The sequence below is a fragment of the Paenibacillus sp. OT2-17 genome (assembly GCF_009827695.1).
Lineage (GTDB): Bacteria > Bacillota > Bacilli > Paenibacillales > Paenibacillaceae > Paenibacillus > Paenibacillus polymyxa_B.
The window spans coordinates 1-17268 of sequence record NZ_WUDQ01000055.1; the positions used below are offsets into that span (position 1 = coordinate 1).

At 37.5% G+C, this 17268-nt stretch carries 20 protein-coding genes and 3 pseudogenes; 22 read left to right on the plus strand and 1 reads right to left on the minus strand.

Translation table 11 applies throughout. The features are described from left to right. The 7 genes and pseudogenes from GRP75_RS10390 to GRP75_RS10420 all read left to right on the plus strand — a co-directional run. Positions 1 to 458: pseudogene (locus tag GRP75_RS10390) on the plus strand ((2Fe-2S)-binding protein); the annotation flags it as partial. Positions 459 to 566: 108 nt separating this feature from the next. Continuing rightward, positions 567 to 2288 carry a helix-turn-helix domain-containing protein gene (locus GRP75_RS10395; RefSeq protein ID WP_160789277.1) on the plus strand — a complete coding sequence of 574 codons (1722 nt, stop codon included), beginning with the start codon at positions 567 to 569 and terminating at the stop codon, positions 2286 to 2288. A gap of 776 nt (positions 2289 to 3064) precedes the next feature. Beyond that, entirely contained in the window at positions 3065 to 3415 is a 351-nt protein-coding gene (locus GRP75_RS10400) for a hypothetical protein (protein ID WP_160789278.1), read from the plus strand. 222 nt (positions 3416 to 3637) lie between these two features. Then, positions 3638 to 4009, plus strand: a complete 372-nt coding sequence (locus tag GRP75_RS10405) for a hypothetical protein (protein ID WP_069080338.1) — start codon at positions 3638 to 3640, stop codon at positions 4007 to 4009. A 247-nt stretch (positions 4010 to 4256) separates the two neighbouring features. Continuing rightward, the gene (locus tag GRP75_RS10410; RefSeq protein WP_069080339.1) at positions 4257 to 4601 is read left to right on the plus strand and encodes a hypothetical protein; all 345 of its coding nucleotides are present in this window, start codon (positions 4257 to 4259) and stop codon (positions 4599 to 4601) included. Between the two features lie 153 nt (positions 4602 to 4754). After that, complete coding sequence (locus GRP75_RS10415; protein ID WP_069080340.1) at positions 4755 to 5441, plus strand: hypothetical protein; 687 nt, start codon at positions 4755 to 4757, stop codon at positions 5439 to 5441. Positions 5442 to 5824: 383 nt separating this feature from the next. Beyond that, on the plus strand, positions 5825 to 6025 hold the full coding sequence (locus GRP75_RS10420; protein ID WP_160789279.1) for a hypothetical protein: 201 nt from the start codon (positions 5825 to 5827) through the stop codon (positions 6023 to 6025). Positions 6026 to 6389: 364 nt separating this feature from the next. On the opposite strand, the gene GRP75_RS10425 is transcribed toward GRP75_RS10420, so the two are convergent. Continuing rightward, positions 6390 to 7139 carry an SDR family oxidoreductase gene (locus GRP75_RS10425; RefSeq protein ID WP_160789280.1) on the minus strand — a complete coding sequence of 250 codons (750 nt, stop codon included), beginning with the start codon at positions 7137 to 7139 and terminating at the stop codon, positions 6390 to 6392. Positions 7140 to 7379: 240 nt separating this feature from the next. On the opposite strand from GRP75_RS10425, the gene GRP75_RS10430 reads away from it, so the two are divergent. From GRP75_RS10430 to GRP75_RS10500, 15 genes and pseudogenes are all read left to right on the plus strand, one after another. After that, positions 7380 to 7937 (plus strand): TetR/AcrR family transcriptional regulator, encoded by a 558-nt coding sequence (locus GRP75_RS10430; protein WP_160789281.1) that lies wholly within the window; start codon positions 7380 to 7382, stop codon positions 7935 to 7937. 635 nt (positions 7938 to 8572) lie between these two features. Next, entirely contained in the window at positions 8573 to 9004 is a 432-nt protein-coding gene (locus GRP75_RS10435) for a GNAT family N-acetyltransferase (protein WP_160789282.1), read from the plus strand. An 89-nt stretch (positions 9005 to 9093) separates the two neighbouring features. Beyond that, positions 9094 to 9507 carry a GNAT family N-acetyltransferase gene (locus tag GRP75_RS10440; protein ID WP_160789283.1) on the plus strand — a complete coding sequence of 138 codons (414 nt, stop codon included), beginning with the start codon at positions 9094 to 9096 and terminating at the stop codon, positions 9505 to 9507. Positions 9508 to 9679: 172 nt separating this feature from the next. Then, on the plus strand, positions 9680 to 10030 hold the full coding sequence (locus tag GRP75_RS10445; protein WP_068942485.1) for a helix-turn-helix domain-containing protein: 351 nt from the start codon (positions 9680 to 9682) through the stop codon (positions 10028 to 10030). Positions 10031 to 10220: 190 nt separating this feature from the next. Then, positions 10221 to 10693: pseudogene (locus GRP75_RS10450) on the plus strand (hypothetical protein). Between the two features lie 194 nt (positions 10694 to 10887). After that, a complete protein-coding gene (locus tag GRP75_RS10455; RefSeq protein WP_160789284.1) occupies positions 10888 to 11418 on the plus strand; it encodes a hypothetical protein in 531 nt (176 codons plus the stop codon). Positions 11419 to 11614: 196 nt separating this feature from the next. Beyond that, positions 11615 to 12151: a hypothetical protein gene (locus tag GRP75_RS10460; RefSeq protein WP_075154541.1), complete on the plus strand. Its 537-nt coding sequence runs from the start codon at positions 11615 to 11617 to the stop codon at positions 12149 to 12151. 228 nt (positions 12152 to 12379) lie between these two features. After that, a complete protein-coding gene (locus GRP75_RS10465) occupies positions 12380 to 12823 on the plus strand; it encodes an oxidoreductase (protein WP_160789285.1) in 444 nt (147 codons plus the stop codon). A 176-nt stretch (positions 12824 to 12999) separates the two neighbouring features. Next, positions 13000 to 13584 carry a hypothetical protein gene (locus GRP75_RS10470; protein WP_226887736.1) on the plus strand — a complete coding sequence of 195 codons (585 nt, stop codon included), beginning with the start codon at positions 13000 to 13002 and terminating at the stop codon, positions 13582 to 13584. 307 nt (positions 13585 to 13891) lie between these two features. Continuing rightward, positions 13892 to 14125: a hypothetical protein gene (locus tag GRP75_RS10475; protein WP_160789286.1), complete on the plus strand. Its 234-nt coding sequence runs from the start codon at positions 13892 to 13894 to the stop codon at positions 14123 to 14125. A 180-nt stretch (positions 14126 to 14305) separates the two neighbouring features. After that, positions 14306 to 14935 carry a hypothetical protein gene (locus GRP75_RS10480; RefSeq protein ID WP_068942471.1) on the plus strand — a complete coding sequence of 210 codons (630 nt, stop codon included), beginning with the start codon at positions 14306 to 14308 and terminating at the stop codon, positions 14933 to 14935. Positions 14936 to 15085: 150 nt separating this feature from the next. Beyond that, a complete protein-coding gene (locus GRP75_RS10485; RefSeq protein WP_013311266.1) occupies positions 15086 to 15535 on the plus strand; it encodes a hypothetical protein in 450 nt (149 codons plus the stop codon). Between the two features lie 110 nt (positions 15536 to 15645). After that, the gene (locus GRP75_RS10490; protein WP_028542549.1) at positions 15646 to 16143 is read left to right on the plus strand and encodes a GNAT family N-acetyltransferase; all 498 of its coding nucleotides are present in this window, start codon (positions 15646 to 15648) and stop codon (positions 16141 to 16143) included. Between the two features lie 206 nt (positions 16144 to 16349). Continuing rightward, positions 16350 to 16973: a hypothetical protein gene (locus GRP75_RS10495; RefSeq protein ID WP_160789287.1), complete on the plus strand. Its 624-nt coding sequence runs from the start codon at positions 16350 to 16352 to the stop codon at positions 16971 to 16973. A gap of 70 nt (positions 16974 to 17043) precedes the next feature. Beyond that, a pseudogene (locus GRP75_RS10500) lies at positions 17044 to 17268 on the plus strand (protein export chaperone secb); the annotation flags it as partial.

Below are 17268 nucleotides of genomic sequence, written 5' to 3' on the forward strand. Positions count from 1 at the left end.
AGGGGGGGACGCATTTTCCTTTTCTAGCTATGAACGGGCTTCGGGCAGAAGCACTAACTGGAGACAGGGAAGTGTGGCGGGAAAAGGTGGTAAAGGAGATGTTTGCGTTACACCTTACACCGCTGTTAAAGACGCTTGCTGCGATTGCTCCTCTTTCGATGAGTATCCTTTGGGAGAATATCATGATACGCATTGTCCCATTATATACTCCTGAAGTAGACAATGCTGAGCAAGGAAGTCAGCACATCCAGGCAGATTTTTCATATCTGACGCAAGGAGCGCCCGGGCATTTGTTCGGTGTAAAAAGAAATCCGTTCACCCGGTTCACAAAAAATAAGGACAGCATTCCAGCCGTGAAAAGCAAGCGTACCACCTGTTGTTTTTATTACCAGATGTCAGGGGAATATTGCAGAAAATGTCCGAAAATTGACAATGAGAATAAATCTCAATTAAAATGACAACAGCAACAATTTTACTTTGCTAACAGGCCTGGTTGTAGTTAATTGGTTAAGTCCAGTCATGAGAGTCACTCTAGCAAAGGATGCTATTGTCAGGAGATGAGAGAAATGCCGCTACAAGAACAGACAAGTCTATGGAGTGATACAACGATCAAGATGCTTGACGAGTATAGCGGTACTTTGCAGACAGGCAGTGTTCTTCGCGAAACGGAATTAACCTCGAATGTGTTGTTGCTGGCATACGGAGGGGAAGGAGAGCTTGCAATGAATGGTGAGGTTTGCCACATTGGAGCTTTTTTTGCTGGTCATGTTGTTAAGGGGACATCCTTAACGCTGACGGCCAGATCAGACGACATTTATTATATCGTGATCATGTACAAGGCTTCTTCTATGGAGGGAGCCTCTCTTGTTTTGCCTTCATATCGAAAACATCCGTTGCGCACTTCATTTGTGCAAAATTCGGTAACCCAAGCAGAATGGATCGAGAATGCAGAAAAAATCGTTGCCAAATGGCGTCGTGGCGAAGGGATGGAACGTTTTCATGCCAATGCGTTGCTTCAGGGTATGATCTACGAACTGATCATGGATTACGAACGTGGTCAGGGAGGAGAAGCGTCTGACATGGTGGATGTTGTCGCTTCATATATAGCGTCGCATTATCGCCAGAATCTGGAGCTTAAAGAGCTGGCAGCCCTTGCTGGATGCAGCTTAAGACAGCTGCAGCGACGATTTAAACAAGAGAAGCAGCTCGGACTGACTGAGTATGTCATTCAGTTGCGCATGGAGAGTGCATCGCGGATGCTGCGTCACACGGATGCTCCCATCGGTGAAATTGCTGACAGAATGGGCTATCGCGACATGTATTATTTCAGTAGGGCGTTTAAGAAATATTATGGCATCCCTCCGCTGCGTTATAGGCTTGATGCCGCTTCGAAAACAGATATAGACTATGCTCATTCCTTGCAGCGGAACCGCACAGCTTCTTCATATGAGTCGGTCCAAGGCTCGGTGATATGCCATATGCGAGGGGAATACTATGTTATCGGATCTCCGAAGCGTATCGCTGTACTCGATGTGCAATATGCCGATCATTTGCTTGCGCTGGGGCTCTCTCCAGCAGGTAGTGTAGGACTAGGCAATGCAGTGTTACATTTCCCTCAAACGATCAGGGCAGGACTTCAGAATACTGAATTACTCGGAACATATGAGTACCCCGACCTGCTTGCAGTGGAACGACTGTCTCCGGATCTAATTATTTGCACCGAGGTACATGAGTCGCACTATGAACAGTTAAGCCGGATCGCTCCAGTTCTCATGTTTAAGCGCAATGAAAACTGGCAGACTATTCTGACTCTGTTCGGTGAACTGACAGGCAAACGAGAAGAGGCAAAGCGTATTATAGCGGATTATCACCGACGAACCACATTGCTGTCCGAAGAACTTGCTCCCGTTCTGGCAGGCAAGAGCGTGGCACTGATCCGTCCGCTGGATTCTCTGGTTCGCGTGCATTCTGCCTCTCATCGTACAGGGGCTGTGCTGTACCATGATCTAGGTCTGCCTGTTCCGTTATTTGTGGCAGATACCTCCGACACGGCCTATCACATCTCAGCTGACAGACTACCAGCTGTACATGCTAGCCATTACTTCTTGCTTAGCCATGAACTCATGCAGGAGGGAATATCCGCGACAGAGCAACGTGTCTGGGGAATGCTTGATACCGTTGAGCGCCAGCACATACACTCGGTCGATGCCGCGACATGGATCGGCTGTTATGGACCCACAGGCATCAATGGCATTGTGGATCAGATCGCTCAGGCTTTGTTGGCTTGATGGGAGAAGAAGTTGCTACTTGTGCTCATAGAGATTTTAACAGGAACTAAAGACAGTTCATCTTTATCTTATGTCATAGAGGGAAAGTTGAACTGTTTTTTTATGGCCAATCCATCAGATAACATCATATCCACGCATCGGAGCCTGGCGGTTCCTCGGTCCGGCAAAGAGGATTGCCAGGGAGTGGGGGCAGGCGGACACATACGCACGGCGGCCGCTCATTTCGTTCGCATAAGTCAGAGGAACATCGTGAACACAGAAACGTTATATGCTAGAAATGATGGACAACAAATAGAATAAAAGAAAAATGCAAGAAAATAGATGAGAACACTTGTTTGTAGACGTGAACACAGGTAAAATATAGATACAATTGACTCTTGGGTGGGTATGGTTTTCCTTCGAAAAGTGAGACCATGGAAGTAAAAGATGCGGTGACTCTAATGTTACTATTTTGGACATCTATTCTTGCATTTTTAACATGCATCGATAACAACAAGAGAAGGTAAAAAATCACCTAAAGGTTAAGAGCCGAAGGTGGTTTTTTATTACCTGAGACTTAGAAGGGAATAAACCCTCCAAGCCAATTGTACTGACTAGATGTTGACCGTACTTGGTCTTTCATTAAGGGTGTACTAACAGATGAAAAAGATGAATCAAAGAAAAAATTAGATAAGTGAAGTGAAAAGCAAGTTAGCAAGCAAACTCATATGCGAAATACTATGCAGCAATTTTAAAAATCTATTAAAACAAAAACCAGAAAATGAGGGATATGCCCAATGACATTACAGGACCTATTTAATGAAAAACCAACTCAATTGTGGAACAAAAGAATGGTTGAATACGGAGATGACCTTTTTACGGAAGAGAAATTATTAATATCTGATAAAGTCCTGGATAACTATCTAAACCAATTAATATTATTACAAGAAGCTAAACATCCTGAAAGTATTATGAAGGCTGTAGAAGAAATTGTAATTACGTTTAATGAATTGAATGAAAAGAACGACTATTTTATTGAAACGATGGAGCGTGAAGAATTGGCTGAATTTATAGACAAGGCAGCAAGACTAGCTGGATTAGAAATTGAGGAAGATCAAGATATTACAGAAGAATGGAGAGAATGGTGATGGTGAATTAAACAGGATTTCTAAGTAGATTCAATGAATTCATGGTACCTTTGTATAACATCACATCCAAGCATCGTCGCATTCGCTCCTCGGTTCGGCAGAAGTTGAGAAGCCATGAAGTAGAATCAGCCGAACATATCCGGCATACGCCGGACGTCTTGAATTCAGAAACGTTACGTGAAATCAGCTAGGTATAAAAGATTATATTTAGGAGCAAGTACTATGAAGCGAATTTACAAGCATATCGAAGAATACAACACAGATCAGGAAATAAAAGATATTTTAACTCGTCAAGAAGTAGAAGAACTTATATATTTACCACTTTCAGTTGGAATGTATCATCACAATTGGAAGTTTGCTCAAGATATATGTCTTAAATCAGCGCAACATGATAATCCAATTGTAAGAGCGAATTCTGTATTGGGGTTAGCACATATAGCAAGAACTAAAAAACAGTTAGATAAAAGACTAGTAAAACCAATCATTTTGAAAGAATTAAAAAATAATATAGAACATAAAGGAATAATATTAGATGCTATTAGTGATATAAATTTATTTATGAAGTGGGAACTAGCAAGGAAGCATAATTATTAGTTGACTTGAAGAAGAACTGACCTCATATAACATCGCATCTACGCTGCGGGCGTTGCCATTGGTTCGCTAGAAGTGGAAAGTAGAGAAGCTGGGATCAACTCACAACCCTGCGAGGCCTAAGTCCGTTGGCCCCGGCACTTTGCGCCTTAAGCCTCTCGGATTCCTAGATACAAGAACGTTATGTGAAAGGGAAGCAAGAATTAGTTTTAAAACAGATAAAAAATCCAAAAGAGGGAGAGATAGCACAATGAAGTTTAGCCATAAGAAATTCTCCTGTGACACCGAGATTTATTACAAAGATAAGGACATAATAGTTAGATTTTTCGATAGCTCCAAAGAACAAGAAGAAGATGACATAATAAATTTGGTTATAGTTGACCCTGGATATGGCTATCTTTGTTTGAAATATAAAGGAGATGCAGCACTCTTAAGTGGATTCCTAGATGAAGATGTTTTCTCATCAGATGACTATATAGATGCAGCAATTAGTTTTATTGAAGTCTTAAGTCCGAATTCAAAGTATGTTTATACCCCATATCATATTACACTCTTTAAACAAACCAGTTTTATTGAATACAATGGAGAATACTAAAATAGACTGTAGGAAGTTCGAAGAAGACATCCTCATCATATAACATAAATATCCAAGCTGCGTCTCCTTCGGAGCCTAGGTTTCGAATAGGGATTGCCCCTTTAAGTTCATGAATACAGAAATGTTATCAGAAAGACTACGAGGAGGAATATAATGAAGCTATTTCATGGAGAACAAGTCTTAATTAAAGAAAACAATCTCTTACAGCCACAAATACATACTCCTCTTGGAATAATTGAATTTTCACTCACAGTCTCTGATAACTTCTATCATCCAGAACAAAGTTATAAACTCAAAAATGGTGGGTCATTATATAAATATTATTATGATTCATTTGATTGTGAGCTAGTTGTCTGTAGACCCCAGCTCAATCACGCTTTACATTTGACAGTAGAAGAGTGTTGGGGAGCAGTATTTAGAATAAAGCCTTATATGAATGCTCAGATAAGTACGTGCAGCTTTTCTGCTTCTTGGAAAGAGGGTTACAGTTGGACAGATTATGGATCTAATACTGGGGAAGATCTTGAAGCTGTCGAATACGAGAATCAGGTATACCGTTTACACTTGGGAACACAAGACGGGGATATGTTAATGGCAAGAAGAAATCAAGGAGATATGATTCCTAAATCGCTATGTTTGAACTCTGACTTTGAAAAGTACGGTTTTATCTTAAGTTCTGATAAAGGCATTAAAATTCCTATGACACTAATTGATTCTAATGAGATATGCCAAGTACATTTTTTAATTGCTTGGAATAAGAATATCAAAGAGGATGTTTCAACGTGGTTGGCTGTGGACCAGTTCTCAAATGAAATATTAAAGGGAGAAGAAATTTTGTAAATACCCTCAAAATTGTCATAGTCCATCTGATAACATAGTATCACGCATCGGACATACGCTCTCGGCCCGGCAGAAGGATTTCGGAAAAGGAGATAGTTGCAGGACACCCTAGCATTCGCTGGGGTCGTGAATACAGAACCGTTAGATGAAATCACCCAAATAAATAAAACCATCTAAAAAGGGTGAAAAGAAAAAATGATAAAATCTATTAGCATTGATGAATGGATTGGGACCACATTCAATGAAGAAATAGTTATGAATCCTACATGGGCAGACATTTTAAGTTTTTTAAGAAAACTCGATGGAGATAAATTTACATTAGTTTTTTTGAGGTACCAGACACAGATTCAGCATTAGTTGGAGGCGGAACGGAATATTTCATAGTGTCTATTACAATTGATGGTAATATATATACTCTTATGAACGATAAACAGGGAAACAATGAAATTCTTCTGGTTGCTGGTGGTCAGTTAAGCAATTATTGCGATAACATTTGTATAGAATTAATTCCTATGATTGAAGTAATAAAGTATTATTATGAAACTGGAAAACTACTCGAAACACATAAATGGAAACAAGAATAATAATTACTTTGAATGCAACTCGAAGAAGTGGACAACATCATCTAACATCGAATTAAACGCATCCGAGTAGGACAAGCTCTTCGCTTGGTCTGGAAGAGGTGTTTCGGAGGAGCCGATTCACCGGACACATTCGACCTGTTAAGTCTGAAGAGTATTCCTAATGGTCACCTTATACTGCTTGAACTTCAGGAATACCCAAACGCTATGTGAAATCAACGGGATTATTTAAGAGACAAACATAGGTGTGACCGCTTGGCGCTTTTCTTACTCCACGAGCAAGTTGCAATAAAATGAACATGAAGTAGATAGAGCTGAGTGTCTACTTCATGTTCGCTTAAATTTTAAAAACTGAATTACAGATGGATCAATGGATCTTTGGAGGTTCAGAATTCATCCTATCGTTAAGTTGGGTCACAAAAACACCTTCGTTCGGGCCAGGGTTATTTCGAAACATTTTCGCTTCTTCCACCAGAACTTCGTCTGTATCCGTGCCAAGTATCTTTATTGTTGCATCAATGAATGAAGTAAGTGGCATCGCCCGTGGTTCATCGTTGTTGCTTTGAACCCATGGGGGCACAATTTCTATTACTTTTACCGATGTGTCTTTAAGCATGTACCTTTGGGACAGCGTATAGGTATGAAGTGCTGCTTTCGTCGCGGTGTATACAGCAGTTGTTGCTAATGGTACAAATCCGAGTATTGAAGTCGTGTTGATGACAACCGCTTTTTCTTTGGACTTCAAATGCTCGATGAATGCAGAAGTCAACCGAATGGGACCTAGCAAGTTTGTAGTGACAGTCGAAATCAAAACATCCTCATCGATCACGCCCGCCGCGTCATCGGACTGTATGATGCCGGCGTTGTTAACCAAGACATTAACATCCGGGTATTCTTCGATTAACTGCTTGGCGGCCGCCTCTATGCTGGCAGGATCTTGTACATTCAATTCCACTGCGGACATGCCGGGATTCGCTTTGATCGTCTCCTCCAGACGCTCTTTACGTCGACCGGAGATAATAACTTTGTTTCCAAGATTGTGGAGAGTTTCTGCTAACGCACGTCCAATTCCCGAACCGCCGCCTGTAATAAAGATAGTGTTTCCTGTAAGTTTCAATTTTTAAACCCTCCTAATTCAATATGATTTAAATCATTCCAAAGATTGTAAAACAATAGATTTCATGATTACAGCTCCTCTAAAATTGAACATATGTTGAATCATCAACATAAATTTTATAAAGTGAATGTATCAGAGCGGTATATGGGGTTCAATGGTTAAAACAAGCGTGGTTGTTGATTTTTCAACAGAGGACTTCGAAGTGTTCATTTTTTCGGATGGTACAAAGGGGAGAAGGATATGGACAGGCGTATTCAAAAATCGAGGCAAGCCATTATTGATGCTTTTATGAGGCTGATGTCAGAAAAGGAATTCGAGAGAATTACGATCAATCAAATTGCGGAGGAAGCGAATGTCAATCGCGGAACGGTTTATTTGCATTTCGCTGACAAGTACGATCTGCGCGATCAATGCATGGAAGCTCAAATTAACGAGTTACTACGCAATTGTATGTCTGAAGATAACTTCTTTCATCTCCCTTCCAAAACCGCACTACTGCGCACGTTTGAATATTTGGAGCAGCATGCTTCATTCTACTCTATAATGCTGACGAACAAGGGAAGTACGGTTTTTCGGAACCAAATGGAGACAATGTTCCGGCAAAGTCTGTGCGAGCATCTGGATTCGATCAACCTCGATCAGGAAATGAATAGGGACATTACGGTGCAATTTTTAATTTCAGCGGCGGTAGGGGTATTGGAATGGTGGATTACCCGTTCGATATCGGTCATGGTTGAACAATTTTGGAAATTGCTGAATTGTGGTGTCGAGGGAAATGAACCAACATCGTCCATTTGAGTCTCTAAATTTGATGCTTTTTTGAGGCTGGCACCCATAATGAAGATAATAAAAAAACAAAGAAGAGTTTGTTTTTTTCTTGGATACCAGAATTAGGGATATAGTAAATTCGGGGAAATTATGACATCGCATAGCATAATATTCAAGCTGCGTCTTCAATGGAGCCTAGGTCTGCGAGTTGGGTTTCGAAGAGGGATTTCAACAGATAGCCCCTTTGGGTTCATGAATACAGAAACTCTATCAGAAATTCTTGAATTACTAAAACATAATAATAAGATTTCAAAAGTACTAAAAACTATAGTATAAAGAACACGAAAGATCTGGAGGTCATTTTATGGATATACTCTTTGCCAATTATGGAATTAATATAATTCGAAAAGATGCATATGAACTAATAATCAAACTACAAAATGGAAAAAGACCATATAAGAAAATTCGCTGATAAAAAAATTTGCCCATTGATTTTGAATGCATAGTGAAGAAGTTCGATAACTTCTGATAACATAATATTCAAGCATTGAATCCTCACGGAGCCTTGACCTGCTGGGATGGAGTTCGAGGAGGCATTTCAGCAGATAACCCCTGAAAAAATAAAAAGATAATGGAGGTATGTTGGGTGCTAATATTAGAAAAAGATGGAAAAAAATGATACACAAAGACTTGCTGAAATACAAAAGGCCAGTTTTGAGGATGAATCAAAGCATTTTAATAATAACGAAACCGTTGGGCCAATAGGATATGACTCCATAAGTTGGCAAGAAGAGATGATGCAAAATTGCGAATATTTCAAGGTGCTCTTTAATGGAGAAATAATCGGGGGAGCTTTGATATTCGTAGAATGTAATCAAGTGCATAATCTAGGAAGACTCTTTATTGATCCAAATTATAAAAATCAAGGAGTCGGAACGAAGGTGATGGAGAAAATTGAAAGTAAATTTCCAGACAGCACTGAATGGTGGCTGGATACTCCTAGCTGGAGTGTGAAGAATCATCACTTCTATTCAAAGTGTGGGTTTACTAAAGTTAGAGAAGAAGGTGACTTATACATTTTTGAAAAGACTCTATAAACTTATGTAATGTACAAACGTTATGAGACATCAGTGCTAAGTGTTACCAAGAAGATATTTAATGAGAAGAGTGAAAGGGAGGATTTACAATGAAGATTGATTTTGCGATTGAATCAGATTATGAGTATATCTCGTTAAGAGACAAGCACATACATAAGACACTGATAAGACCAAAAATAAAAGAAAATGAAATTCTAATAGTCAGGGAATCCAATCAAGAAATAGGCTGGATGAGATACGGATTTTTTTGGGACAACACACCATTTATGAATATGATATGGATAGATGAGGAGTATAGAGGAACAGGTATTGGTAAAAAAGTTGTCCACTATTGGGAAGAATTGATGAAACAAAAAGGATTTGAAATGGTCATGACCTCAACACAGTCGAATGAAGGAGCTCAACATTTTTATAGAAAGCTTGGATATAGGGATGCTGGAAGTTTAATGCTTGAGAACGAACCTCTGGAAATAATACTGACAAAGAAGTTGAACAAAAATTGACGTTGAGTAAATCATGGAAGGCACTGACATCTGACAACATAATATTCAGGCTGCGGCTCCGTTGAAGCCTTGGTTTACGGGATGGGTTTCGGAGAGGGATTTCATCAGACAACCCAATACAGAAGCGTTATCTGAAATACGACAATTGATTTATTTATAGGAGGCAAGAGCAATGAATCGACTAAATCTAAGTACAATAATTAGTTCTTTCATATTAGGTCTCTCTATTGTTATTACTGGCTTGTTTATTAGTCATTCCGGGGACAGAGAACTGAACAAAAACGGAACAAATCATAAAGAATATAAACCACTAATGACAATCAAAGAAACAGCTGAATACTTAAATATAACTGAACCCCAAGTAAGGACAATCATTTCTAGTGAGGAAAATATGTTAGAGACCACTGGTTCATATTCTGGTAAGATGTTTCCCCTTATTAGAATTGGAACCGATATTTATATAAGTACAGATGGATTAAATGAATGGTTAAAGGAGTCCACAACACAGAGAACACAATATTAGAGAAAGCACTCGAAGAAGGCCGTACATCAGATAACATATATCTAAGCTGCATCGTTGAGGTTCCTTGGTCTGAGGGATAGGTTTCGGAGTGGAAATTCGGCAGACAACCCTATTGGAGTTCATAAATACAAGAATGTTATATGAAATATATGCAAAAGTTAACTTTGTGAAATAAAGAAAGGAAGCAAGAATGAAGAGATATATTGAATTTTCTTTCTATTTACCGTTTTTTGATTTGATAGATGATACAGATGGGGTGTTTAGTTTAGAGGAATTAATGAGACAACTAAATATAAGATTTAATATTATGGAATTATATAACCAGTATTTATCATATGGAGAGGGTGTTTCCAGAGTAGGGAAGGGAGATGTTTTTGTGTTTTTCACGAAATACGATAAGAATATTTTTATATTAATAGATTTGTTCAATGACTTTACTGATCAGCATAACATGGTGAAATTAGGAGTACGCTGTGAAATTAATCATGATAAGCGAATAAGGGATATCTTCAATAATATTCACTTAAGGCAGAGATTAAAAGTAAAATAAATGAGAGTGATGATGATTTACTGAAGTTGGATATCAACAGTGAAGATTATCCAAAAGAGATTCCTTATGGGGATCATATATACATAAAGAACATCTATTATAACACCATATAGGTATTATGCCAGCAGTTCAAGAAGGCAGATACATCATATAACATAATATTCAAGCTGCGGCTCTGAATGGAGCCTTGGTCTGCGAGATGGATTTCGCAGAGCATTCTAGCAGACAACCCCTTTGAGGTTCATGAATACAGAAGCGTTAGATGAAAATCACCATATAAACCAAGTTGAAAAGTGGGGAGCATAGTATGGCGAACACCATTTCATTACCAAAAGAATTAAATGATATAGTTGAACCTATAGGTATGTCAAATGGATTAACTTCAGTTTTTATTGAAGTTCTAGCTATTAGTGGATCAATACTAGCTAAAACGAATCGAGAAAAAGAAATAATTATTTGGCTAGCACAAAGGGATCAGTCTGTAGTTGGAATAGGAACAGTTGGTTTTGATATTGATGAAATGCCTTGGACTATAGACTCCTTTGAAAGCGAGAAAAATTTTATACTAGATACGATTTCAAATGCAGCAGATGGCTTAGGGTGGGACAAATTAAGCTATAAACCACGTCAAGATTGGGTTGTTAATTGTTTGAATCAATTTGGCTTAATGATTAAAGTATTTAATAAAGAAGATGTTGACATGGACAATTATATAGAATGGTCAGAAATTGAAGAGGAGGATGATAATCCTACAATTCCAAGAGGGTATCCCAAATGCGAAAAGCATAACATCTATTTAAATTGCCATGGATGTATACTTTGCAATAATGGAAGCTGAATTAAGGACTGTAGGTATTCCATAGAAGATGTAATGATCATATGACATAATATTCATGCTTCGGGTCTTGCAATGGCCTTGGTCTGCCAGAGGGATTTCGAAGAGGCAGGAGCAGACAGACAATCCCTGAGGGAGTCATGAATACAGAAACGTTGGGCGAAATATTGTGATCATACAATGAAGTTCGGGGAGAGCGATGAAGATTTTCTTAAAAAAAGTAGATGAAAATAAACTTGATGTACTGTCAGTAAATATGGAAATTGACATAAGAAAAGAATACAAAAATATAACAAGACACAATGGGCGAATGGTCCATGTTATTGATTGGAGGATAGCTTTATATATAAACGGAAATAAGTTGCACGAAGATGAAGTGTTTGTTGAAGACGAATTTTTAAAATCATTAATTTGTCCAGGAAAGTATCCTATGTTCACTTGTACTTGCGGTATATTTGGTTGTGGGGGATACAATGTTGAAGTCAGTCATGAGGATGATAGATTGTTTTGGTTAACTGAGCAATCGCCTTTTAAGGAACAATTCGTTAAGACTTCTAATAAATTTGCTTTCTCTTGGGACCAAATAATAGATTTTTTAGAAGAATTAATACATAAATTTGATGATCTAAAGAGCATAATGATTACGCATGGCTTGAATTTTCAATATGATGTAGAAAGATATAGAGGAGTAATTAAAACGATAAAAGAGCGAGCAAATCAGAAAAATAATAATTAAAGCAGATTCAAAGAAGTTACAATGCTTCACCTAACATTACATTCAACGCTAAGGGCCGAGGCAAGTCGACCATTGGTCCAAGAAGCATTAGGCGAGGAAGTGACTGATAGGACAAGCCTGCACCGACTAAGCGCATCACGCCAGGCCTTCGGCCTTTAAGTCGGTGAGGGTTGTGAATACATCAACGTTAAGTGAAATCTATATATGATAATCAACAAGGAGAAACCAATGACAACGATAAATACTCTACAAACTAAACTTTCCAGCCGATATGATGAATTTGACCCAGAGCAAGATGGGAATAAGAACACAAAATTTGCAGATTTAATTATTGATGGAAGATCACTTTGCCAAATGCTCAAGAAGCACGATATGGTTCCATCCTTAGGATGGGGAAGCGAAGATCATCAAAAAGAAATGATTCAATACTTTTTGCTAAAGAAACCACATGAGCATATGTATTATAGATATCCAATACTTGTATGTCCTTGGTGTGGAGATGAAGAGTGTGGTTATATCTCAGTGAAAATTGACAGGGAAGAAGAAATTGTAATATGGAAGGATTTCAAGTTGGAGTATGAGAACAAATCAATAAATCTAGGTCCCTTTTATTTTGAATGGGAAAACTATGAAAGAGTTATTAATAATACTTTTAGAATAATAGAAAAATAATAATGTACACTGATTTGTAGAAGGCAAAGACATCACTTAACATCATATTCAAGCAGCGACTTTTACGGTGCCTTAGTCTGCGAGATAGATTTCGAGAAGGCATTTCAGCAGACAACCCCTGACGGAGCTCATGAATACAAGCGTTATAGAAAAGGGACGCAAACCATAAAAAGAAGGTGTTTAAGTTGTTTGGTTTATTTAAGAAAAAGAAAACAATATTTGAAAATCAACTAAACAAACTTTCTGAATTGGGCATCTTCATGAGTGCAGATTTAAAGAAAGAATTACTTTTGGAAGAATTTTCGAGAAATGAATATGAAGAAGATCCCTACAACTTGCTACTACTTACTTTAGGTGGAGAAGTTGAAGTGAATGGTGAATTTATAAATGTATCTGAGGAAATTTGGTATTTAGATACTGAATGTATTGAGGACCATGGAGACTATGCAAGAATAATAATACGATTAGAGAATATGACAAAACTTAATTTAAATAATATAACGGATTACGTAGATATTCAGAATGGTACTGCATGGGTTTCTTTTGAATATATGAATGAACTTATCAGATGGGAAATGAAAGTAGATGATGATTGGTTGGATATGGAGATATTCAAGAAATTTAACGAACTAATAAAGACTGAACAATCCATGAAATTGTATATTTCAATTTTAGATCAAGGTTGCCTAATGGGCTATTTTAATAAAGAACAAGTAATTGAAATAAATAAATTAACAAAATACAAATTTGAAGAATATTAGTAAGTATATCAGTAGGCGTCCCTATCCTATAACAACATATTCAACGCTGTGTGGCTATGACTTCTTGGTCCGGAGCGAAGTTTAAAGTAGCGGTTTCGAAGAAGTAGATTTATTAGCAGGAGAGTATATTCGCCGATAACCCTTTACTGCCTAACCGAGGAGGATTTTGGGGAGGTGTTTTCAGCAGACAACCCCTCTGGGGTTCATGAATGCGGAAACGTTATGAGAAATTGCGAAGGACATTAAAAATCAAAACAAATAGGAGTTACACTACATTTTATGAGGTGACAAACATTGAATACAACGGATGAAGAGTACGTTACATGATTCAGATATAAAAATGTTGAAAGAATATACAGAGCTCTATAAACAAATGGAATTAGGTGAAGTCATTAATGAATTAATTGACCAACTGAATGATTTTGAGTTATGTGTCGAAAGTGGGATATTTAAAGACATATTAGACCATTATGGAAACAAAATGAAGGTTGAAGATTTTAGAAAGAATATCAGAGGGCTTTTAGAAGATTTGAGTAGATAATGTGTAGGTAACTCAATGTAAATTCTCATAACAAACTATTATTGCTGCAAGCCTGACGGCCTTGGTCTGCAAGAGGCATTCCGGGGAGGTTTGATCAGGCAGACAAAGACAACCTCTTGAGGGGTTCATGATTTCAGGAACGTTAAGCGAAGTCATTGCTGGGTATAGAGAGGGAAAAGCATGCATATCAAAGGAGTAATTCTTGAGGGATTTTCTAATGCGGGTAAGACATCGGTATTGAGGGCTATTAAGCAGTACCAATCACAGGATGAATCGGCAGAGAGAAGTGTAGTTATTCTTGGTGAACATTACACACAAATATTGAATAACAAGCATGGGAAGTTTTTAAGATTATCTCAAGAAGAGCATTTAACCTTACTGAAGGAAAGAACAGAAATGTTAACAAAGCTCAATGAATGGGCTGTACAGTTAGGGCCTGCATCAAGAAGGGCCAGAGGACTATTTTACGTTTTAGAAAGATTCCACCTTAATCACAGGGTAGCTTTCTCCAACTCAGACCACATTGAAGTCATGACAATTGAAGAAAAACTCGTATCTCTAGGTGCAGAGTGCATATTGCTAACTATTTCTCCTGAAATGGCTGAAGAAAGAATTATAAGCAGAAATCCAAGTGAATGGATAAACAAGCCTGAAGCAGTAAAAATGTCAGTAAACGAATTATTGGAAACACAAAATATGTTAAGAGAACAAGCCAAACAATCGAAAGTGCCTACAAGAGAAATCAATACAGATGATAAAGACTGGAACAGATGTGTCAGAATAATCATGGAAGGCAATGACATTGCTTAACATCATATTCAAGCAGCAGCTACTGACGGAGCCTTGGTCTGATAGGTCGATTTCGAAGAGGAATTTCAGCAGACACCCCCTTTGGGGTTCATGAATACAGGAACGTTATGTGAAATCTCAGTAAATTAAATACGGTATGGAAGTGAATTGATGGAGGGACCAATCATAACTTGTATAAGTATAGGCGTTTATGCTCATGCACTTACACGAGGCAATAAATACATCGTAAAAAAAGAAGATAGGGACAAGTATAGAATTATTGGAAACCATGGAAAAGCAGTTTGGATATCAAAAGCTCATTTTATTGAAGGAAATATAGAAGTGCCTTATTTAGAAAGATGGAAGTTTGATGATAATCCAAAGGAGTTTGATTTGGTGGAGGTGACCCTTACTTTTTCGGATGGAAGTGAACGATGGAGTTTGGTGACAACCCCTCAAAAATTAGTAAATCACTTTAAAAAAGAAATGGAACCACCAGGATTTAATATTAAACATCTAATTATAACGAAAACAATGGACCACGACGATATTGAAAAAACATTGAAATATTTAGAGGTAAATGATGAATTAACAGAAGCAAGCCAATCTTTGGAACGTTGATTCGGAGAGGATGGAGGAATTGCATAACATAATATTCAAGCTACGGCTCTTATGGAAAATATAGAAACGTTAGGTGAAACCTTTGAGAATCTAGAAATGAGGTAACTTCAATGATGCAATACAGAATCCGACCAATAATAGAAGATGATGTGTTTTTTTTATGGGAGATGTTATATGAATCATTATTTGTCCCAGAAGGTCAAGAGCCATTCGATAAAGCGATAATAAAAGACCCTTATATATCAAAGTATATTGAAGGTTGGGGAAGAGAGGGGGATTTTGGATTTATAGCAATGAACCATGAGGGTGAACCCGTCGGATCAATAACAGTTCGATATTTTAACGAGGATAATAAGGGATTTGGATTTATTGATAATGATGTACCCGAACTAGGAATGGCTTTGTTAAAAGAATACAGGGGAAGAAAAATCGGAATGGCCTTAATGGATGAATTATTTAAAGAAGCTAGGAAGAGGAATATAAAAAAATTATCCCTCAGTGTTGATCCGAGCAATGCAGCCGCAATGAAACTCTACGAGAGATTCGGATTTAAAGAAGTTGGGAAAGTTGATTCATCAATCACGATGGTTGTCGATTTGAGAAGTTAAAATACAGTAGTAATAAGACTATTTTAAGGAACTCAAAAGAAATCAAGGGTATCGCCTAACATCATATCCAAGCAGCGGCTCCTTACGGAGTATGGGTCTGCGAGGTGGATTTCGGAGAGGAATTTCAGCAGACAACCCCTTAGGGGTTCATGAATACAAGAACGTTAGCTGAAATATGACTAAAAAAACAAAAAGGAGCCAAAACAATGAGTGAATTGACTTCAGGAAGCTTATCACTATTGAAATATAAAGAAGCAATTCTTGAGCATGATCCTATATACGCGGAGGATTTAAATGACAAATGGTTTGTTTTCGTAACCAAAGATACAGAAGAAAGTGAAGAAATTCCAGAAAGTCTATTTCAAATTTCAGAAAAAATCCCAGTGTTATATTTTTATAATTTTGAAGATCACTGTTGGGGATACCGTGTAGTTTACAATTCACAAGAGATAGCAAGTCTTCATATATCATATGTGTTATTAGATACTTCAATTATTAAGCTTGCAGAAGAAAGATATCCAGAGGAAGATCACATTGAATTTTTATATGTAGACCCTAGAGGGGACAAAATCAGAACTGAATTAATTGAAGAAGTTCTGAGATCTAATGAATACAATGAGAAAATAACAAAACAGTTTACAAATTGCAATCTAAAAACATTTAGATTTTTTGAACTAGATAATGAGCGAATAAAACAATTAGACGATATTTTGAATAATAATTACTATACACAACTGGAATCTAAGCATCAGTTAGTAGAAGAGTTTAAAGAATTATTAAACATTGAGGAAATGAGCTGGATACGAGCAGATAGAATGAATGAAGATTAGAAGCTAATAGATAGTGAGGGCTTGTAGATATAAGAACGTTAGGTGAAATACGGAGTGTTAGGTGGCCTGAATGAATTACGATGAAGTATTAAATGAAGTATTCTTTAAAGATGGAAGTCTAAGGGATATTTATATATTGGATACAGACATCCAAGTATGGGCTTTAATTTTTAATTACCTAGAAAGTAGTGAGATTAATTATCAGGTAACTATAGATGGGCTACTAACTAGAATTAGGGATATTGCTGAATTGTTAAGAATTAAAAAAGAAGCAAGTATTGGGATAACTATTGAA

Coding starts and splice junctions, on each gene's coding strand:
- GRP75_RS10395 (WP_160789277.1), top strand. CDS start 567: ATGCCGCTACAAGAACAGACAAGTCTATGGAGTGATACAACGATCAAG.
- GRP75_RS10400 (WP_160789278.1), top strand. CDS start 3,065: ATGACATTACAGGACCTATTTAATGAAAAACCAACTCAATTGTGGAAC.
- GRP75_RS10405 (WP_069080338.1), top strand. CDS start 3,638: ATGAAGCGAATTTACAAGCATATCGAAGAATACAACACAGATCAGGAA.
- GRP75_RS10410 (WP_069080339.1), top strand. CDS start 4,257: ATGAAGTTTAGCCATAAGAAATTCTCCTGTGACACCGAGATTTATTAC.
- GRP75_RS10415 (WP_069080340.1), top strand. CDS start 4,755: ATGAAGCTATTTCATGGAGAACAAGTCTTAATTAAAGAAAACAATCTC.
- GRP75_RS10430 (WP_160789281.1), top strand. CDS start 7,380: ATGGACAGGCGTATTCAAAAATCGAGGCAAGCCATTATTGATGCTTTT.
- GRP75_RS10435 (WP_160789282.1), top strand. CDS start 8,573: ATGGAAAAAAATGATACACAAAGACTTGCTGAAATACAAAAGGCCAGT.
- GRP75_RS10440 (WP_160789283.1), top strand. CDS start 9,094: ATGAAGATTGATTTTGCGATTGAATCAGATTATGAGTATATCTCGTTA.
- GRP75_RS10445 (WP_068942485.1), top strand. CDS start 9,680: ATGAATCGACTAAATCTAAGTACAATAATTAGTTCTTTCATATTAGGT.
- GRP75_RS10455 (WP_160789284.1), top strand. CDS start 10,888: ATGGCGAACACCATTTCATTACCAAAAGAATTAAATGATATAGTTGAA.
- GRP75_RS10460 (WP_075154541.1), top strand. CDS start 11,615: ATGAAGATTTTCTTAAAAAAAGTAGATGAAAATAAACTTGATGTACTG.
- GRP75_RS10465 (WP_160789285.1), top strand. CDS start 12,380: ATGACAACGATAAATACTCTACAAACTAAACTTTCCAGCCGATATGAT.
- GRP75_RS10475 (WP_160789286.1), top strand. CDS start 13,892: ATGAAGAGTACGTTACATGATTCAGATATAAAAATGTTGAAAGAATAT.
- GRP75_RS10480 (WP_068942471.1), top strand. CDS start 14,306: ATGCATATCAAAGGAGTAATTCTTGAGGGATTTTCTAATGCGGGTAAG.
- GRP75_RS10485 (WP_013311266.1), top strand. CDS start 15,086: ATGGAGGGACCAATCATAACTTGTATAAGTATAGGCGTTTATGCTCAT.
- GRP75_RS10490 (WP_028542549.1), top strand. CDS start 15,646: ATGATGCAATACAGAATCCGACCAATAATAGAAGATGATGTGTTTTTT.
- GRP75_RS10495 (WP_160789287.1), top strand. CDS start 16,350: ATGAGTGAATTGACTTCAGGAAGCTTATCACTATTGAAATATAAAGAA.